At 65.1% G+C, this 16,339-nt stretch carries 13 protein-coding genes; all 13 read right to left on the minus strand.

The genetic code is table 11. The features are described 5' to 3' along the window. Nucleotides 1-8 precede the first annotated feature (8 nt). Entirely contained in the window at nt 9-908 is a 900-nt protein-coding gene (locus ACAG26_RS13130; protein WP_370482827.1) for an ABC transporter substrate-binding protein, read from the minus strand. 24 nt (nt 909-932) lie between these two features. Continuing rightward, the gene (locus ACAG26_RS13135) at nt 933-1,649 is read right to left on the minus strand and encodes a class II aldolase/adducin family protein (RefSeq protein ID WP_370482829.1); all 717 of its coding nucleotides are present in this window, start codon (nt 1,647-1,649) and stop codon (nt 933-935) included. A 30-nt stretch (nt 1,650-1,679) separates the two neighbouring features. Then, entirely contained in the window at nt 1,680-2,849 is a 1,170-nt protein-coding gene (locus ACAG26_RS13140) for an LLM class flavin-dependent oxidoreductase (RefSeq protein WP_370482831.1), read from the minus strand. A 20-nt stretch (nt 2,850-2,869) separates the two neighbouring features. Further along, on the minus strand, nt 2,870-3,958 hold the full coding sequence (locus ACAG26_RS13145) for an LLM class flavin-dependent oxidoreductase (RefSeq protein ID WP_370482833.1): 1,089 nt from the start codon (nt 3,956-3,958) through the stop codon (nt 2,870-2,872). Next, nucleotides 3,958-5,037 carry an ABC transporter substrate-binding protein gene (locus ACAG26_RS13150; protein ID WP_370482835.1) on the minus strand — a complete coding sequence of 360 codons (1,080 nt, stop codon included), beginning with the start codon at nt 5,035-5,037 and terminating at the stop codon, nt 3,958-3,960. The genes ACAG26_RS13145 and ACAG26_RS13150 overlap by 1 nt, the downstream gene beginning before the upstream one ends. Before the next feature lie 19 nt (nt 5,038-5,056). After that, a complete protein-coding gene (locus ACAG26_RS13155) occupies nt 5,057-5,875 on the minus strand; it encodes an ABC transporter ATP-binding protein (RefSeq protein ID WP_370482837.1) in 819 nt (272 codons plus the stop codon). Next, nucleotides 5,872-6,732, minus strand: coding sequence for an ABC transporter permease (locus ACAG26_RS13160; RefSeq protein ID WP_370482839.1), 861 nt, complete (start codon nt 6,730-6,732; stop codon nt 5,872-5,874). The genes ACAG26_RS13155 and ACAG26_RS13160 overlap by 4 nt, the downstream gene beginning before the upstream one ends. Next, nucleotides 6,729-7,754 (minus strand): NrtA/SsuA/CpmA family ABC transporter substrate-binding protein, encoded by a 1,026-nt coding sequence (locus tag ACAG26_RS13165; RefSeq protein WP_370482841.1) that lies wholly within the window; start codon nt 7,752-7,754, stop codon nt 6,729-6,731. Before ACAG26_RS13165 ends, ACAG26_RS13160 begins: the two co-directional genes overlap by 4 nt. 81 nt (nt 7,755-7,835) lie before the next feature. Beyond that, nucleotides 7,836-11,477 (minus strand): ABC transporter ATP-binding protein, encoded by a 3,642-nt coding sequence (locus ACAG26_RS13170; protein WP_370482843.1) that lies wholly within the window; start codon nt 11,475-11,477, stop codon nt 7,836-7,838. 111 nt (nt 11,478-11,588) lie between these two features. After that, nucleotides 11,589-11,933: a DUF732 domain-containing protein gene (locus tag ACAG26_RS13175; protein WP_370482845.1), complete on the minus strand. Its 345-nt coding sequence runs from the start codon at nt 11,931-11,933 to the stop codon at nt 11,589-11,591. Between the two features lie 32 nt (nt 11,934-11,965). Beyond that, entirely contained in the window at nt 11,966-13,273 is a 1,308-nt protein-coding gene (locus ACAG26_RS13180; protein WP_370483091.1) for a PPE family protein, read from the minus strand. An 85-nt stretch (nt 13,274-13,358) separates the two neighbouring features. Then, nucleotides 13,359-14,648 (minus strand): PPE family protein, encoded by a 1,290-nt coding sequence (locus ACAG26_RS13185; RefSeq protein WP_370482847.1) that lies wholly within the window; start codon nt 14,646-14,648, stop codon nt 13,359-13,361. Between the two features lie 662 nt (nt 14,649-15,310). After that, nucleotides 15,311-16,330, minus strand: coding sequence for an ABC transporter substrate-binding protein (locus ACAG26_RS13190; protein ID WP_370482849.1), 1,020 nt, complete (start codon nt 16,328-16,330; stop codon nt 15,311-15,313). Between the last annotated feature and the right edge of the window lie 9 nt (nt 16,331-16,339).

Consider the following 16,339-nt stretch of genomic DNA (forward strand, 5'->3'; position numbering starts at 1 on the left):
CGGTACACCTACTGCAGGACGGACTCGCGTACGCTCACCGCGCGGGGGAGCAGCCCATTCGCGAACAGCAGATCGGCGGCCCGTTGCTGTTCGTCGAGAAATTCGGCACTGACCGGGTTCACCCCCCATGGCCGATTGCGGAGCGCGGATTCCCAGGCATCGAGGCTGGCGTCGCCGCCGCGTGACACCACGTCATCGACGAAGAACTGGGCAGCTGCGCGCGGATCCTCGGCGATCAAACGGTCGGATTCACGCAGGGCATCGACGATGATCTGCAAGTCCGTCGGTCGTTTTTCGGCGAAGTCGCGCCGGGTGAACCACAGCGAGGGATGACTGAACAGGCCGCCGGTGTCGACGAGCGTCCGCACCTCGAGGTCGGCTTCGACCGTCGCCAGCCCCGGATAGGCGCCCACCCACGCGTCGATCTCGCCGGCGCGGAACTGATCGTCGCCGCCGGTGTCCGAAGTGTTCACCGGCGCGATATCCGACCAGGACAATCCGGCATTGTCCAGGGCGAATAGCACCAGGGTGGTCTGCCAGGACCCGTGCGCAATGCCGACCCGTTTGCCTCGGAGGTCGGCCACCGAGCCAATACCGGAGTCGGCCTTGACCACCAGCCGGCCGTTGTTGACCCGCGGCCCTGAGATACCCACGTACACAATGTCCCTACCGTGCGCGAGGCCGGTGATCGGTGGCGTGAAACCGGTACCGATGAAATCGTAGCCACCCTCGGTGTACAGCCAGTCGGAGTGCAAGGTCGGCAGACCCAACCTCGGGTCGGGCTCCGGCGGGGCCGGCAGCGAGCGCAAATCAACCCACTCGACGTCGAGTCGGCGCTCCAGGATGCCGCGGTGCCGCAGCACGAACAGCGAGTTGTTGTTGGGAAAATAGCCGACACGAACGGTCATCGATTTCTCCTGTCTTGGCGGTGATCAGATCTCGGGAATCAGGCCCAACTTGCGGGCATCCGACAGCAGACCGGTTCGACCCCACTGGGCCTCCAGGTTGGTCGGATCGAATTCCACCGAGCCGCCGAGTGTTTCGGCGATCGCCTGGAACTGAGCGCCCTCCTCGAGCAAAACGATGAACTTGGCGGTCTCCAGCAGGCCGTTGCGGCCCAGCACGTTGCTGCCCCCGTTGGCTTCGAAGACGGCCGCCAGATACGGGTCGGACTGCAGCTTCTCCAGAATGAATTCCGACGCCGGTTGACGCCGATTGATGTGCGGGGGGATCTCCCGCGACAAAGTCAGGCGCTGCGAGGCGGCATACCGGATGGGCAGCGTGCGATGGGTCTGTGCCCACGCGCCGAGCCACGGGGTGTGGATATGCACCCCGGTGGTGATTTCCGGGTGCGCGCGGAACACTGTGCCGTAGGTTTTGACGAATCCTGCCTGACCCGAGCCGGAGATCACCGTGCCGTCGAAGCGCGCGACAACCGGAACCACGGTGTCATCATCGGACCACGGCCCGGGATCGTTGAGCTGCACGGCGATCTCTTCGCCGGGTACCCGCTCAACGAAATTCACCGTCCCGTTGGCCGAGACGGTTCTCGTGTCACGAAACACCCGAAAGGCCTGCTGCGCATCGCGGGCCGCCGCCTCGGCAAATTCGGCGACGGCGGCGCTGATCGCGGGTTCGGTCGTGGTCATGGATTCCTCTTTTCGTTGGTGGTTGGTAACTCAGGCGGTCGCGTGGGCCCGCAACCCGGAATTCGGTCGGGTCAGGCGCGTCCGACCGAGCAGCGGCAGAACTTCCTCACCGACCCGGTACGCCTCTTCGAGATGGGGGTTGCCGGCGAGGATGAAGGCGTCGACGCCCAGATCGATCAGTTCGTCGAGACGTTGGGCTACTTGCTCGTAGCTACCCACCAGTCCGAAGGCCGGACCGCCGCGCAGCAGGCTGAAGCCACACCACACGTTGGGTTGGACTTCCAGGTCCTGGTATTCGGTGATGGTTTCGGGAACCCAGCCCTTAATCCGGCCGGTCCCCACCGCGGCGCCTCGTGCGTGCGCGGTTGCGACCTCGGGCTCGACATACTGCCAGCCCTCGGCGATCTCGGCCCAGGCCGCCTCGGCGGTGTGCCGGGCCAGGACGTCGATGCGGACCGCGAACCGTGGTGTGCGACCGAGTTTCGCCGCGTGTTCGCGGACACCGTCGAACTTCGCCTTGAGGTCCCCGTAGGGTTCCAGCCAAGACAGGTAGTAGTCCGCGTGCAGGCCGGCGGCGTTGACGGCCGCCGCCGAGGAACCGGACAGGTACACCTCGGGAAACGGTGCGGCCGCGAGCTCCGGCGGCAACGCCGCACCTTCGGTGTGGAAAAACCGGCCGTGGTAGTCGAAACCGTCGCCGCGCCAGACCCCCTTGAGCACCTCGAGGAACTCCGTGGTGCGACGGTAACGGTCATCGTGGGCGACCTTATCCCCCCACCACAGCTGGGGTGCACCACCGCCACCGGTGATGATGTTATAGACAAGTCGGCCGCCGGTGGCCCGCTGCAGGCTCGCCGACATCCGAGCGGCCTGCAGGGGATGCAGGAAACCAGGCTGGAACGCGACCATGAACCGGTAGGTGGAGGTCTCCCGGGCCAGTGCTGACGCGCTGGCCCACGGATCATCGGTGAACGGAAAGTTCGGCAGCAGGCCGCCGACGAATCCGGCGCTTTCGGAGGCCTTGGCCACGGCCGCCATATGGTCGATGTAGCCGTAGCCGTCGGTCTTGCCATCGCGAATCGCCGGGGCGATGTTGCCCGGACCGATACCGCCCCAGTCGCCGCGATTGTCACGGCGCGGTGTCCGGAGCGTGGCGTAGTCGCCGCGCATGCCGATGCGCCAGTAGATGTCAATGCTCATGGTTTCTTCCTCTTCGACATTTAGGCAAGGACGCGTGAGTTGCGGTCGGCGCGGTAGAGCAGATGTTCGGCGTTGCGATGCAGCTCTTCGAGGTGCGGAACGCCGGACAGCACAAACACCTCAACCCCGGAATCCGACAACTCCGAAATCCGCTGCGCCACCGCCTCGTAGCTGCCCACCAACCCGACCGAAGCACGATGCCCAAGGTGTTGGAATCCGGTGAAGGTGAGATCGTCGATCCGACCGGACTCCAGATCGCGTTCCGCGTGATCCGGGAAAGCCTCACCCCACTGGCGCCGCAACCGGGCCCAGGCTTCGCCTGCATTCACCCGGGCGATGACCGGAAGACGCAGGCCGGCCCGGACCACACGGCCGAAAGCGTGGGCACGCTCGGACAGTTCGGTGACAGGTGGGGGGCTGGCATCGGGCGGCAGTTCGAACAGGTGGACATCGCCGTGCCTGCCCGACAAGTCCAGGGCAGCCTCGGAAGCGCCCGAGATATAGACGGTGGGGAATCGGTGCCCGTCCACCGCTTCGTCGAGTCCGCCGTCGATCACGTCGTAGAACCGCCCCGCATGGTTGAACTCGCCGCCCGCAGACCCGCCGCCGCGCGTGCCGGCGCCGGTCCACACACCTTTGGCGACGGCGAGGAACTCGTCGGCACGCCGGTATTTGTCCGGCGTGGACAACCCGTCGCCGCGGCTACGATCGTCGGCGTCCGTGGTGTCGACGATCAGATGCCAGTCGAGCCGGTCACCGGAGAGCCGCTGCAGGGTGGCCGACAGCTTTGTGGCGTAGACGGGGGTACCGAAACCGGGATGGAACTCCACACCGACCCGGGTGTGGCGGGTGTGGCGCAGGGCGTTTCCGGCGACGATCCACGACTCCTCCCCACCCGGGTCATACGGGGCGATCAGGCCGTCGTAGCCGGTGATCTCGACCGCCGCGATGATCTGGTCCAGCGCGTCGAACGGGCCGAATCGCCCCGGCCTGATGTCGGTGGCGACGGCCGATGACGGGCCGGGCCCCCAACCGCCCCGATGCCGCGGTGCGGCCCCGACGTGTCGGCTGTCACCACGTGTCGGCAGCTCCCAGGCGAAGTCGACCATCAGCTGTCCTCCCGTGCCGCCGCGCGGTCGCGGGCCACCTCGGCGCGCGCCAGTTCCAGGGGTTCGCGGGCCACCCAGGACTCGATATCGAAGTCGCCGGGTAAGAAACCGTGGGTGTACAAGAACTGCTTTTGAATCCCGATCAACTCGACTCGCTCGTCGCTCAACGACGGATGCAGCGCGGTGTGGAACCGATCGCCGTACGCCGCCGCCACTCCATGCGGCCCAGAGAACGTTTCGCGTGCCAGCACCTCGCGCACGGAATCCAGGTTGGTCGCCGACCAGTCAGCGGCGCGCAGGCTCTCGGCTAGGAAGCCGACCACGGCTTCGGGTCGTTGTTCGAGCAGGTCGGCGTGCACGGTGATTGGGCGCGGTGTTCCGTTGTTGACCCGCAGCCGTTTGGATTCGGTTCGGTCGAGATCGACGAGCACGCGAAGGTTGTGCTCGGTGGCCACCTCGGCGGCCCGGGCGCCTTTCACGTAGATGGCGTCGACCGTGCCGTCGAGCAACTCGGCGACGCCGAAGCTCGTCGCCCGGATACGGTCGGCCGCGTCGGTGCGTACCTGCGGGTCGGCGTCGACCGCAGTCTCGCGGACCACGACGTCGGCGAACGTCAGACCTGCGATCCGCAGCGCCGACGCGAACCCGTGTAACGCCATCGCCCGCGGGAAGCTGCGCGGTTGATCGGCCGCCCAGCCCGGGATTCCGATTCGTCGGCCTTTGAGCTCAGCTGGACTGCCGATCGGCGAGTTTCCTGCCACCAGAATTCGTTGCGACTCATCGATCCAGGTCAGCCCGATCAGCCGAGTGGGCGACCCGGACGCGCGGGCGGCGAGGGCAGGCACGTTGCCGCCCTCGCGAATCAGCCCGGGTAGTCGGTGGTCGTAGTGGTGCGCCGCGATGGGCGGCGCGGCGTCTTGCAGGATGGCGAAACCCAGGTCCAGTTGCGCGGCCCGCCGCGCCAGCCAGCCCAGGCTGTGGGCCAGTCCACTGGCGGTTGGAACGGGGCAACGGGTGTACCACAACGTGTCGAGCGCGGTCTCGGTCTGCGGCTGTGATGATGCGGCGGCGACGGTCATGACGAATTCCCTATCTGTGTCAGTGGGGGACAACCGGGTCAGGCGGTGATGGCGGCTCGGTGCGGCCGACACCGAGTTCGCTGAGGAACGCGGCGCGGTACCGAAGTGAACGTGGATCTGTCCGGTCGCGGGGCCGGGGCAAGTCGATGTCCGCGTCGACCCGAAACGTTCCGTCGGAGAGGATGAGGACGCGGTCAGCCAGTCGGACGGCCTCATCGACGTCGTGGGTCACCAACAACACCGCGGGACGGTGCCGCGCCACCAAGTCGCCCACCAGGTCCTGCATCTGCAGCCGGGTGAGGGCATCGAGCGCCGCGAACGGTTCGTCGAGCAACAGCAGTTCAGGTTCGCGGACCAGGGCCCGGGCCAGTGCAACACGTTGTGCCTCACCGCCACTGAGTGTCGCCGGCCAAGAATGCTCTTTGTCCACGAGGTTAACCTCGGCTAAGGCCTGTCGTCCGCGCTGCTTGGTCAGCTTGCCGCGCCGCTGACCGATCGTGACGTTCGCCAGGATTCGCTTCGACGGGATGAGCCGCGGCTCCTGGTAGACCGTGGTGCGCTCAGCCGGCACGAGTATCTCCCCAGAATCGGGTCTTTCCAGACCGGTCAGCAGCCGCAGCAATGTGGTTTTGCCGGTACCACTGGGCCCGAGCAGGACGACGAACTCACCGCTGCGGATCGTCAAATCGATTTCGTCGAGAACCACCTTGCGGCCGAAGCTCTTCGCCACCTGCGACAGGGATACGGCAACGGGCTGGCCGACGCGTCTGTCCCGAGCGCTGTCCGGTGTGGGCTGGCGATCGAGTAGTGGCGGCAGCGGGGTTTCGATACCGTTCATCGGATGGCAACCCCTTGGCGCCAGGGCATCGAAAACCTTTCGAGCAGTCGAACGACGGCATCGAAGATTAGGCCGAGCAGGGCGTAGAGCACGACACACAGCACCATGTAGTCGGTACGGTTGTACTCCTGCGCGAGCGAGACCAGATAGCCGATACCTTTCCTGGTGCCCACCTGCTCGGCCGCGATCAGGGCGGTGATCGAGATGGACAGGCAGATGCGCAGGGCCATGAGGATTCCCGGCAAGGCCGACGGGATAATGGCACCGAAAATGAGCCGCCACCCCGCCAACCCGAAACTCTGGGCGGCCTCGATCATCTTACGGTCGACGTTGCGAACCCCGAGGTAGCTGTAACCGTACATCGGAGAAACCGTGGCGACGGCGATCAACAGCACCTTGAACGTCTCGTCGATCCCGAACCAGGCGATGAATAGCGGGACCAACGCAAGGAAGGGGATCGCGCGGTTGATCTGCATGGTGGCGTCGATCAGCTCTTCGCCCAGCGTGTAGAGCCCCGACAGCACACCGAGAATCAAACCGACGCTTACCCCGAGCGCCACCCCGAGGATCACGCGCTGCAACGAGGCGACGGTGAAGTCGACGAGTTGGCCGGCCTGATAGAGCTCGACGATGGCGTTCCACACCGCGGCTGGCCCGGCGAGGACCTGCGGTGATATGGCGCCGGTCGCCGAGCCTATCCACCACACGGCGACCAGCGCGGCCGGAACCGAAATACGCACCGGAAGGGTGGACCAGAGTCGGCGCGTGCGCGGCCTGCGGTGCTGCGGTGTCACCAGACGCAACTCGGCCGGGCCGGTCACTGACGTGTTCGGCACGGGAGAAGTCGGTACTGTCATTTCTGGCCGCTCTGGTATTTCTGGACCTGCGCCGCGAGATCGAAAAAGATGTCGTCGGCCGTGATCGGCTGCGGGATCACTCCGGCAGCCACGAACAACGCGGATACCGATTCCAAATCCCGGGCATCTTGTTCGGTTGGTTCGTGGAAGGGCGTTGTCTGTGCGGCAAGCCGCAATGCCCGCTGCAAGCGTTGCCCCTTCAGCGCGCGGGGCCCGGATTTTTCGAACACGTTCTGGAAGCCTTCGGGGTTGGCGCGCTGTTGATCGGTGAGCCGTTTCAGGGTTTCGAGATATTGCTGGGCGACGTCTGGCCGTTGTTGCAGGACCGTGGTGCGGAATGCGACGATTCTGCTGTCAACTGATCCGATACTCTCCTCGGTTGCGATCTCGACGGCACCGTTTGCCTTCGCCTCCTGGTAGGGATCCAGAAATGACGCCCACGCCTCAACCTGCCCGGTGGAGAAGGCGGACGTCGCATCCGCCTGCTGCAGCGGCACACGTTCGACTTTGTCGAACGGTATATTGGCCTGCCGCAACGCTTTCAGGGTGATGTACTCACCTTTTCCCGCCGGATTAACGGCGATCCGCTTGCCGATCAGCCCGCTCACCGAGGTGATGCCGGAGGTCTTGGTGACCAGGATGCCGTTCTGGTCCTTGCCGACCGGGTCTGCGACACCGACGATCTTGACGCCCACATCTTTTGACAGCGCACCCACAACCGGGCTGTAGGCGCCTTCGGATGCGTCGAGTTGGCCGGCATTGAACAGTTTGAGGTTGGAGGAGAAGCCGGGAGTCGTCCTGACCCATTCGACTTTCGCGTGCAACGGGGCGAGATCGTGGTCGAAGGTGCCGTCGCGTTTACCGACCGCCCCCGGCCCGGCGTTACCCGGGTCGGCGACCCGAAGCACAAAGGGTTGGCCGGCGCTGCTTGATTGCGTGCCCCCACCGCACGCGGCAGCGAACGGTAACAACAATATGGCTGTGAATAGTGCGGCGCGGCGAAAGATCACGGATCGTGACATGGGGACTCCTGTTCCACGGCCGAAATCCGCGGCCGTTGTTCATGATAGGTCTGTCGGCTGACGTCGCCGAGTAATCAGCTTTCATATATTGGAAAGGTTGACAGCGGCGGGTTCATGTGATGTCGATGCCGAATAGCCTTGCCACAGACTGTAATACAGACCGCCCGCGGCGATTAATTCGCGGTGACCACCTACCTCGGCCACCCGGCCGGAGCGCATCACGACGATCTGATCAGCACGGGCGGCGGTTATGAGGCGATGCGCGACCAGCAGGGTGGTGCGACGATGAGTTATCGCATCGAGCGCCGCCTGAACCCGGCGTTCGGTCGCCAGGTCGATGTTCGCGGTGGCCTCGTCGAGGACCAGCACCTGGGGTTCAATTAGTTCAGCGCGCGCCAGACAGACCAACTGCTCCTGGCCGGCAGACAACATGGAGCGGCCGCCGCCCACCGGGGTGTCGTAGCCGAGCGGGAGATCGGTGATCATGTCGTGCGCACCGACAGCGCGTGCCGCGCGCTCGATTTCAGGTGCCGTGGCGTCGGGTCGGCCGAAGGCAATGTTCGTGGCGATGGTGCCGCTGAACAGATACGGATCTTGGGGCACGTAGCCGATCTGGCGGCGGAACGCGGCAAGGTCGAGGTCGTCAATGGGGGTACCGCCGAGGCGGATCGTTCCCCTGCTTGGACGATAGAAACGCAGCAGCAACTTGGCCACGGTGCTCTTGCCCGCACCCGTGGTGCCGACCAAGGCGACAGTCTGGCCGTCGGCGATCCGCAGGGTCACCGAGTCGAGTGCGGGGGCACGGTTCGGCCGGTAGCCGAACGTGACGTCGTCGAAGACGATCTCGGCGGAGCTCATCCGTGATGGCGGAGACATGACCGACTGGGCCGGGCAGGAGTCGACATCGGTTCGCAGGAAGTCGGTCATGCGGGCGGTGGCGACCTTGGCTTGGAACCATAAATCCAGGACGAGCGAGAGTTGCTGCAGGGGGGTGAAGAACTGGTCGACGTAGAGCAGCGTTGCCACCAGTACACCGGTGGTGAGGGAGCCGGCGTCGATCAACCGCCCCGCGACGAGCAGGATGAGGGTCTTGGCGGCGATCGCCAGCAGGTTCATGAACGGAAAGAACAGCGAGATGTAAAGCCCGGTCCGACGACGGGAGTCCCGATACCTGATGGACTGTCGGGCGAAGGCTTGACTGAGATGGCCTTCGGCGGCATACGACTGGGTGATCCTGATCCGCCCGAGGTGTTCGGTCAGCAGTGCAGTCACCGCCGCAATCTTGGACCGGGCCTGCAGGTATCCGGCTTGTGAGCCGCGCATAAAGACGCGGGAAGCCAACGCGAGTACCGGCATGAGCGCAAGCATGGCGAGCGCCAAGCGCCAGTCCAGGGTGACCAGCACCACCAATACCCCGGCGCACGTGGCGACACTGACGACGGAGTTGACCAAGCCTTGCTGCAGCAGCTGATTGATCGCATCGACATCGCCGGTCAACCTGGTGATGACGTTGCCGGTCGAATGGCGATCGAAGTAGTCGATCGGTAACCGCTGCAAATGGCCGAACAGTCGGCACCGCAGGGCGAACAGGACTCGTTCGGAGACATGCGCCGACCGGAACAACAGGATGCGGGAGTTGATCCACGAGAGCACCTGCACCAGGCACAGCGCCGCGCAAGTCCACCAGAACACGGATTCGACGTGCACGGTGATGCCGTGGTCGATGCCGAACCGGAAGGCAATCGGTGCCATCAGTGTGGTTAGCGCATCAACGGGCACCAGTGCGGCGCACACTGCGATGGCCGGCACGAAGTGGCGCAGTGAGCGGAACGCGAACGGGCGTGGATCGGCGAGAGGGTGGTCGGGCGTTGTGTTCGGATCGTCGCCGACACCGGGTCGATCAGTGAGCGGCGGAAGAGTCAGTACCGCTCGCCGCAGCGTCGGATCGATATGTCGGATCTGCTCGCCACTCATCGTTGAATCCAGCCCGATGCGGCTGAGCAATTCGGTATCGAGCGTCGATTGCTCGAGAACGGGCCGGCGGCGGGTCGTCGCGGCGGTGACGGGGCAGGCCGAGCGATCCTGCGCGGCAGCGATCAAATCAGCGACAAAGGCGGAACTTGCGGTGACGGCCGCGGCTGGCCCGTCGTGGGTGATTCGGCCCGACTCCATGACGATGATGTGGTCGGCGAGTTCCAACGTCGAGGGACGATGTGCGATCAGAATTGTGGTCCGGCCGGCCATGAGGTGCTGCAGGCTATCGAATATGGCGCGTTCGGTGCGCGTGTCGACGGCCGAGGTGGCGTCGTCGAGGATCAGGACCGCCGGGTTGGCGAGGAATGCCCGGGCCAGCGCGATCCGCTGACGCTGCCCGCCGGACAGTGCGATCCCGTTGGGTCCGGTTTCGGTGCTGTATCCCTGCGGCAGACCGCTGATGAACTCGTGTGCGCACGCCGCCGTTGCGGCCTGCAGCACTTCGGCGTCGGTTGCGTCGGGCCGCCCGAGCGTGATGTTGTCGCGGACCGTCCCAGTGAACAGCAGGCTGTCGTTGAAAACCATGGTGACCGCGGCGCGTATCGAATCCAGCGACGCGTCCTTCAGATCGGTTCCGCCGATCCGCACGCCGCCTTGGTCCGGATCGTAGAACCGGCTGATCAACATCCCCAGCATCGTCTTGCCCGAACCGGATGGCCCGACCACCGCTACCCGTCGACCGGGCGGGATCCGGGTGGAGACACAGCGCAGCACTCGGGTGCCGTCCACGGTCAGATCGGCATGGTCGACCTCCACCAGGCCATGGGGATTCGGTAGCGGGCAGTCCGACGAGGTCAGGGTGGGCCTGGTGTCCAGCAGCGTGAAGACGCGGTGAGCGCCGGACCGTGCGAGCTGCGTGGTCGACACCATGGCGGCGAGCAGGCGTGTGGGGGCGGCGAACTGCAGAACGTACGACGCGAACGCTAAGAACACCCCTAGCGAAATGTGGTGTTGTAGAGCAAGCCACCCTCCGAATGCCAGTACGCCCAACTGGGTGAAACCGGGGACCGCGGTCATCGCGGCACTCCAGCGCGCCGAGATTCGCGCGCACCGGACTCGTGACGCGAAGAGCGTCGTGACCCGATCGGTGAATCGAGCCAGCTGATGCTCTTCGCGAGCAAATGCCCGCACCAGACGCAAGCCGCTGACTTCTTCTTCAACTGCGCTGGAAACCTGGCCGAGCTGCACTTGGTCGGAAAAGGACGCGGGATACAGATCTCGGCGCAGTCGCCATGTCACGTAGGCGAGGATCACCACGCTGAAGGCGATGATCACGAACAGTAGTGGCGACAGCGACGCCATCACGATGAGCCCGACGAGCAGCAGGGTGATGTTTGCGACGAACAACGGAACTTGGGCGATGAATACTTGAATGAGGTTGAGATCGGCGATGGTTCGCGAGACCACATCGCCGGTGGCGAGGTCGCGATAGCGCCGCGCATCAAGCGTGTGGAGGTGGCGGTGGACGGCGACGCGCAGGTCGTGTTGGACGTCGACGGCGACGCGGCTGCCCAAATAGCGGCGGCTGGCATGCGCGGCAAACCCCACCACCCCGATGCTGCAGAGCACCGAGATCCAGCGGAGAAGGTGTGCTGATCCGCTGCCGACCGCCTCGTCGACGATCACCTGCTGCACGAGCGGCACAACCGCCAGTAGGCCTTGGCCCACGATCGCGAGCAGCAGCGACAACGCAACCTGCCCTCGATACCGTCGCGACCACTGCCAAAGCCTCCGCAGCCAACCGACGTCTGTTCTGTCCGCCACATCACCCTTTCGTTCGGCGGCGTGCCGCTTCGTCGTCTATTTACTGCCGCCACCGCTTGGCGTGAGTTGGTGTGGGCAGTACGCCCTCGCCGCGATCGCGGCGAACTGGGCCGCGCCGTCGGTGGTGAGTGCGGGATTGGTGGATTTGAGGTCCTTGAGGAGTTCAAGACCCGATTCGCCGTTACCGATCAATCCGCACACCGCTCTGGCAGCCGAGATGGCTTGGTCCTCGTTGTTGTAGGAGATGCCCGCTTGTCGCAGAGAACTGAGGAAACCCGCGTTGTCCACGGCGGCAGCCTCTTCAGCGTCGGGCTCGCCGTACGCGGGCACCGCGAGACCGATCATCGTGATAGCGCTGAGCAGCGCGAGCAGTGGTTTCACGGGTCCTCACTTCCTGTGTCGCATCGTGGTGGTTACTGGTGGGCGGGTGCAGCCTTGTCGCCGGCGGATAGATGCACGGTGTGGATGCCGGGTTTTAGCGACAGTTCCGCGAGCACCTTCTCAAGATCGGCCGGATCGGCATGCCAGTGTTGAACCGCGTTGGGCTGTTCGGTCAGCTGCGCGATGACCTCATCAAGCCTGACCGGCTCGCCGTTCTGCTGGCCGGCTGTCGTGCGTCCCAGGATGCGGGTTCCGCTGATGACCCGTGGAGCCGAACCGCCGACAGCGCCTCCGGTCAAACTGCCCAGGGACATCGGAGTCAGCAGGTTTGCCGGGAGATCGGCCATGGGCGCTGCGGCCAGGCTGGTCCCTGGCAACATGGTGGACGCCAATCTGATCGCCGGGGTCGCCGTTGCCCAGCCCGGCGGTACCGACAACCGCCCGACGACGGATGCTTCCCCCACGCCGGCCGATACGGCCTTGGCCAGGCCGGCGGAGCCCGCAAGTCGCGCGCCTCCGAGTCCAGCGCCCAGTGAGGATTTCGGGATCGCGGCAGCGGCCGGCAGGTGATAGAACGTCTTGAACTGTCCGATGCCGAAGTTGATAGTGCCCCCGACCGTGTTCGTCCAAATCGCGTTCTTACCAACGGTTCCCGCGAAGGTGTTCACCTGCTCCCACAGCGATGACGCCCAGGATATTCCGGTCATGCTGCCGATCATGTTCTCCCACGCCTTGGTGTACTGCGTGCCGAGGGAGGCAAGGTCTTTCAGCAGGTCCGGGACGATGCCGAAGATGTCTTCGATGCCGCCCAGCGATGAGGCCGACTGCGTGGTGGCCGCCGCCGAGGCGGTTGAGTCATTGGTGGTCTGTGGCGCAGCGCTAAACGGTGTCACCTTGGTGGCCGCCGATGACGATCCGGCATAGCCGAACATCGCCACGGCGTCTTGTGCCCACATCTGCCCGTACTGGGCCTCGGTGGCTGCGATCGCCGAGGAATTCTGCCCAAAAATGTTGGACGCCAACAACGATGCCAGCTGGCTGCGGTTGGCCGCGATCGTCGGTGGAGGCACGGTGGCCGCCAGCGCCGTCTCGTAGGCACTGGCCGCCGCCCTGGCCTGGGTGGCGGCTTGGGTGGCTTGGGTTGCGGTGGTTGATATCCACGACACGTACGGTGCGGCCGCCGCCGCCATGGACTCCGCTGCCGGGCCCTGCCACGACCCGCTGATCAGTACCGACACCACCTTCTCGTAGGAGGCTGCCGCTATGTGCAATTCGGCGGCCAGCGCATCCCAGGCTGTTGCGGCATCGAGCAGCGTGCCCGCGCCAGGACCCGAATACATCCGGCCGGAGGTGATCTCCGGTGGCAGCGCGCCAAAATCCCCGAAACTCACTACTACGTCCCTCCTAAGCCGCGGTTGCCGATAGTCATTCCGCGATGGGCGGTGGCACGACGATGATGGTGGCGGTGGTAGGGGAGGCCTTGGTGACCACGCCACCAGTGATGCGGGCGGCGACACCACCGACGGCGCGTCCCGCGGTTGCGCCGAAAGCGCGGCCGGCCAGGCTCGATGCCGCCATCTCGCTGAACAATGCTTCTTGGCCCTCGGCGGCGATCGCCGGGGCGGCGTCAAGACCGGCGCTCGCCGACACCTTGGCCATCGTTTGGACCGCTGGGGTGGCGGCGGCCCAGTTGGTCGGCACCGACAGCGATCCCACCAGGCCGGCGCGGCTCATCGCTCCCGAAACTGCCCCGCCACCCAGGCCCGCCGGCTGCAGCGCAGGCGCTCCGGAAAGCTCGGCCGATGCTAGCGGTCCCAAGGCCCCGGTGACCGTTTTTGCGGTAAGTGTGGACGGCACACTTTGCACGGCTCCACCCAGGCCCGGGATCATGCTACTAATCGACCACCAGGTCCTGAAAAAGTTTCCCGCGATCCCGATCGGCGTGTATGGCCCTGCGACAGTGTTGATTATGGAGCTGAGGCTTGACAGGCTGGACTCAAGATCCGATTCCAATGCCGAGATCAACGATTCCAATGGCGACGAGGCCGAGGTTGACGTCGCGTTCGTGGTGAGGCTTTGCAGTGTGTTCGGCACCTGCGAGATCAGCTGCGACAGCTGCGTCTGCACATTCGAGCTAGCCGAGGTGCCGGTCGCTTGGGCGACCGCGACCGACTGAGTTTCGACCCCGCTGTCGTTGGTGGTTTGCGGCGGTGAGGTGAACGGCGTCAACTGGGTCGCCGCCGCCGCAGCATCGGCGTAGCCGAACATGGCGGCGGCATCCTGGGCCCACATCTCGGCGTAGTGGGCCTCGGTGGCCGCGATCGCCGGGGTGTTCTGCCCGAGAATATTGGTCGCCACCAGCGTCGCCAACAGGCTGCGATTGGCCGCGATCACCGGTGGCGGCACTGTCGCCGCAAACGCGGCCTCGTAGGCGCCGGCCGCCGCCTTGGCCTGGAGCGCCGTTTGTTCGGCCTGCGCGGCGGTGCCGACCATCCAGGACGCATAGGGAGCGGCCGCGCCCGCCATCGCCGCCGACGAGGGACCCACCCATTGGCTGGTCAAGGCGGAGAGCACCGACCCGTACGACGCGGCAGTGGAATACAGCTCGGTAGCCAATCCGTCCCAGGCGCTTGCTGCGGCCAGCATCGGCCCCGACCCCGGGCCGGAATACATTTTGGCCGAGTTCACTTCCGGCGGCAATGTCGCAAAGTCCATTTCATCTAACCTTTTAATTGCATGTCTGCTGTGATCACAGTTCGCGGCCTTGCCGGTGTCGTTGGCGGCAGACGCAGATGTTCACGCGGCTGCTACGCCACCTGCGGTACCGACGAATTCCATTGGCAGGCAGGAGGTGGCTGCGGTTCGAGGCGCAGTGCGTGTATGTGTTGGTGCCTTAACCGCGCCGTGAGTGTCCGCGGCTGCGGTACGACTAACAGATCGGGGTCAACGCAATGCCAAGACCCGGACAGCGGGTGTTGCAGTTAGTACCGCTGCGGCCGGGCTGCCGTCGCGATTGCGGCGCAGCCCAATCGGCGCCGGTGACCCGCACTTGACCACGCGCCCCGGTAGGCTGCCGACGTTCACTCACATCTCGGAATCTATCGGGTTGCTGCTGCAGAAGCTGCACAGTCTGGCTACAGGAAATGGATAGCAAAACCGCCCTAGTCGGCGCGACCTTCCCCGTGTATTGGTGGTCGATCCTGTTCCAACTGGCCTGCAGCTGAACCATACCCGGATTTGTGGCCGCGTTGCGCATCCTTGGGAAGGTTTTCTCGAGTGGGCCCTGATCTCGGGCCGTGGGACGTCGACGGTGATGGCCTAGGCGCGCACCGAATGACCGGCGCAGCGTACACCGCGCCGGTCTTTCTCAGGGATGCTCAGGTCCGGTTTTCGCCGTGGTACATCCAGTCGTCGAGCGAGAAATCGCGCTTCAGGTTCCCCTGATCAGCGAGGAATTTCTTCGTGCCCTTAAGCAGCGACAATCCTGCGTCCGGAAACGGCTCTTCGGCGAAGCTGTCCGGGTTCGCCGCTGCGCGGACCGCATCCGCTGGTGCCTTCGAATTGCCGATCTCGAAGTTCAGATAGTCGGTCCAGTGCGTCCTGGCATATCGGGCGGACTCTGCCTCTAGCCGCTGCCAGGCCGCACCGAATTCGGGATGCGCCGACAGGAATTCCGCACTGGACACCGTCAGGCTCGTGCCGGCGAGTCCGATATGGTCGCGACGCACCGAATCGACCAAATGGAATCCCTTGCGCTGGAACGTTTGCAACGAAGCAGCAGGCAGCGTGTCGGGGACCGCCGCGGCGTCGATGTCACCGGAACTGAGCGGCGCCTCCTGATCCTGGGTATACAGGTGGATCAGCGTGGCGGAGATGTTGCGCTCCTGCAGCGCCCCTTGCAGATAGCGGTCGATGTAGGAGCCCTTCTGCACGGCGATGCGTTTACCCGACAGGTCGGCGAGCGATCTGATCGACGGGGCTTTGGCCACCACACCCGCATCGAGGTTGAACCGGTTGATGGCGAGCAACCGGGTGTTGAGTCCACTGCCCCGGGCGACCAGCGCCGGCGTGTCCCCATAGCTGGCGACATCGAGGCGTCCGCCGATCAACGCCTGGTTGAGGTCTGGCCCGTTGGGAAAGCTGAACACCTCGACCGAGTTGACTCCCAACGGTTTCAACGCCTTGATGAGCTCGCCACGTTGATTGGCCAGCCCGATCGGGCCGGTGAGGATGTTGCCGGATCCGATCAAGCCGATACGGAGGGTGTCGATCGGGCCGCGACTGACGGTGCCGCGATGATCGTCTCCGCATCCGCTCACCGTGATCAGGATGGCCAACCCGATCAGCAACCCGGCGAGCCGGCCGCCATGGTGGCGCCTGACGGCGGTCGAAAACATGGGCCTCTC

This window comes from Mycobacterium sp. pUA109, from assembly GCF_041287095.1.
In the GTDB taxonomy this organism is placed as follows: domain Bacteria; phylum Actinomycetota; class Actinomycetes; order Mycobacteriales; family Mycobacteriaceae; genus Mycobacterium.